The organism is Streptomyces sp. (assembly GCF_019510245.1).
Classification (GTDB): domain Bacteria; phylum Actinomycetota; class Actinomycetes; order Streptomycetales; family Streptomycetaceae; genus Streptomyces.
In genome coordinates, this window is sequence record NZ_JAEKKT010000517.1 from 1 (window position 1) to 1587 (window position 1587).

Consider the following 1587-nt stretch of genomic DNA (forward strand, 5'->3'; position numbering starts at 1 on the left):
GAACGACGATGGCCAGCATGATGACCGTGGCATCGATCAGGATCTTGGCGTCACCTGAGCCCACCGGACCGGCCGGGTCCAAAACGCCGCCCGAACAGGAGAAAAGGGTGAGGCTGGCAAGGCCCACGGTCAAGCAGCGGCAAAATCGGGCCAGCGCGCCTTCCGCCACTTGCAAGCCGCCCATCGGAAAGCTCCCTCCGTGCCAGGACAAGCGAGTCCGACCCCCCATCCGAGCGCTATGGGTGTCGGCCCCGCGAAGTTCCGTTTCCGACTGCGGAAAGATGCAACGCTACCGCAGCCGGTCACGAAGATCGGAGACCTCTCGCGCCGTGGCCGCCGGGGCGGCATTCCCCCATGCGTTGCGGATATAGGTGACAACCGAGGCGACCTCGTCATCGGCGAGACGCCAGCCGAGCCCCGGCATCGCCGGCGAGGTCGGCGCATCTCCCGTTCCCGCGCCGCGAGACCCCTGCAGCACCATCCGGATCAGCGTCGTCGGATCGTCGGACTGGACGATCGCGCTTCCGGCCAGCCGCGGGAAGAGTTGAGCGGCCCCGGCCCCGGAATCCAGATGGCACGCGGCACAACTGTCCTTGTAGATGGCCTGGCCGGCCGTGAATTGCGGATCGCTCTCGGCCACGCGTTCCGACGAGCCCTCCGATGTCGGCGCGCCGGAATCCTTCAGGTAGGCGGCGATCGCATGCAGGTCGTCGCCGGTCATGTGCGAGCTGGAATTCGTGATCTCTTCCGCCATCGGGCCGGAGGCGACGCTCCAGGCATTCGCGCCGGTTCTCAGATATTGCACGATTTCGTCCTCGGACCAGGCGCCGATCCCCTTCCGGGAATCCGGCGTGATGTCGGGCGCAAGCCAGTCCTGCAGCACGGCGCCCTGCAGATACCGGTCGTCCTTGTCGGCGCCGAGGAAGGTTTTCGGCGTGTGGCAGCTGCCGCAATGGGCCAGACCCTGGGCGAGATAGGCGCCCCTGTTCCACTGCGCCGACTTGCCCGGATCCGGTCGAAAGCGCCCGGGCGTGAAGTTCAGCAGGTTCCAGACCCGCATGTTGAACCGCATGCCGAACGGGAATGGCAGCTGGTTGGCGACCACCGCGTGCTTGACCGGCGCGATCGTGGCCAGATAGGCGCGGATCGCCAGCGCGTCGTCGCGCGTGGCCTTGGTGTAGGCGGGATACGGCATCGCCGGGTAAAGATGCGCCCCGTCCCGGCCGAGACCTTCATGCATCGTCGCCACGAACTCGTCGTCGGTCCAGTCGCCGATGCCGGTCTCCCGGTCCGGCGTGATGTTCGGAGCATAGATCGTGCCGAAGGGGGTCGGCAGCGGCAGGCCCCCGGCGAAGGGCTGCCCGCCCGGCTGGGTGTGGCAGGCGACGCAGTCCCCGACAACGGCGAGGTAGCGCCCCTTCTCGATGGTCTCGAAGGACAGCGAATCCGCCTTCGAGGGGCCAGTCGTCGCCAGCAGCAGGACGATGGCCGGGATCGCCGCGGCGGCTCTCATGCCTGCACCAGCGGACCGGGAGACTTCAGGTAGCGAGTCCGGATCGCGTCCGCCGCCTTGAAGGACAGCGCCCC

2 protein-coding genes are annotated in these 1587 nt (G+C 67.7%); both read right to left on the reverse strand.

Annotation, left to right across the window (positions count from 1 at the left end; translation table 11 throughout):
• On the reverse strand, positions 1 to 184 hold a 184-nt coding region (locus JF597_RS54905; protein WP_294014696.1), incomplete at its 3' end, for a hypothetical protein.
• Between the two features lie 105 nt (positions 185 to 289).
• The coding region (locus JF597_RS54910; RefSeq protein ID WP_294014699.1) for a cytochrome c at positions 290 to 1587 on the reverse strand (1298 nt) is incomplete at its 5' end.